The organism is Ruminiclostridium papyrosolvens C7 (assembly GCF_000421965.1).
Lineage (GTDB): Bacteria > Bacillota > Clostridia > Acetivibrionales > DSM-1351 > Ruminiclostridium > Ruminiclostridium papyrosolvens_A.
Genome location: NZ_ATAY01000021.1, coordinates 1 through 1,203, shown reverse-complemented (window position 1 = coordinate 1,203; position 1,203 = coordinate 1). Strand labels below are relative to the sequence as shown.

General features: G+C 35.6%; 1 protein-coding gene. It reads left to right on the top strand.

The genetic code is table 11. The features are described from left to right. Positions 1-594, top strand: a 594-nt coding sequence (locus tag L323_RS27320; protein ID WP_020814824.1) for a glycoside hydrolase family 11 protein, incomplete at its 5' end; no start/stop codon positions are given. Between the last annotated feature and the right edge of the window lie 609 nt (positions 595-1,203).

Below are 1,203 nucleotides of genomic sequence, written 5' to 3'. Positions count from 1 at the left end.
TATCAATACTGGAGTGTACGTACTTCAAAGAGATCCAGCGGAAGTGTAACTACTGCAAACCACTTTAATGCTTGGAAGAGCAAAGGATGGACAATGGGTAGTCACGATTACCAAATAGTTGAAACTGAAGGCTACCAGAGCAGCGGAAGCTCCAATATAACAGTAAGCGAAGGCAGCGCAGGCGGCGGAGATACTGGTGGTGGAGATACTGGTGGCGGAGATACTGGTGGAAATACCGGCAATATTAACCTCAATTCATGGCAGTGCAACAATCGCAGCAGCAGCCTAAACGTATGGACAGGTGCTGTAGGTGGTTGGAAAGTAGGCGATTGGATACAATTCGATAACGTTAATCTTTCAGGTGCAACTTACTTAAACTTCAATCTTGCATCTGCACAAAGCGGTAGCTACAAAGTAGTTATTGACAATTACTACGGAACACAAATTGGTACACTGAATTTCAACTCAACTGGCGGTTGGGATACTTATACAAACCAAAGTTGTAACCTCAGCAGTGTAAGCGGAAGTCACACTCTTTATATCATATGTACCAGTGGTGCAGCTAACGTTGGTACTTTGACACTTGGACATTAAGATTAACAGCAACTCATATAGCCTTCAAAAGTCGCCTGTTTTAACGGGCGGCTTTTGTATTGACTATGTCTATTTTAGCTTCGAGATCCTAGTTTACAGTTGGAATTATGTTTCCATATTTTTTTAAGCAACGATTTTTGTGCAATCCTTACTAAGTCTTTCTAGTACTGGTTGCTCTGTTATTTGTTGTGTCCATAATATTATTTATTCTCGAAAAGGAATTATCAGTATCAGATGCTTTGGAAAAAATCAGGTATAAAAAAGTTAATGTTGATGTAAATGAGGTGCAATATTTTACATCTATATGCATTAAGTACAATATTTTACAACCGTGGTGCAATTTATTACAAAAAAGTTAAATGTATCTAGTGAATATGCACAAATATTCGGTAAATTGTAGAAATATATTGTATATTTTTACAAAGTAAAATATAATAAAAATACAATATTTTACTATATTAGTACAAAATTTTACAAGCTTGTTAATGGTGGGAATCATAATATATTGGAAACAATGCAGATATTTTTTAATAGAGTGTCTGCTTTTGTTAATAAATAATTTAAAGGAGAGGTAAAAATGTTAAACAAAGCAAAAGGCAAGTTCAAAAG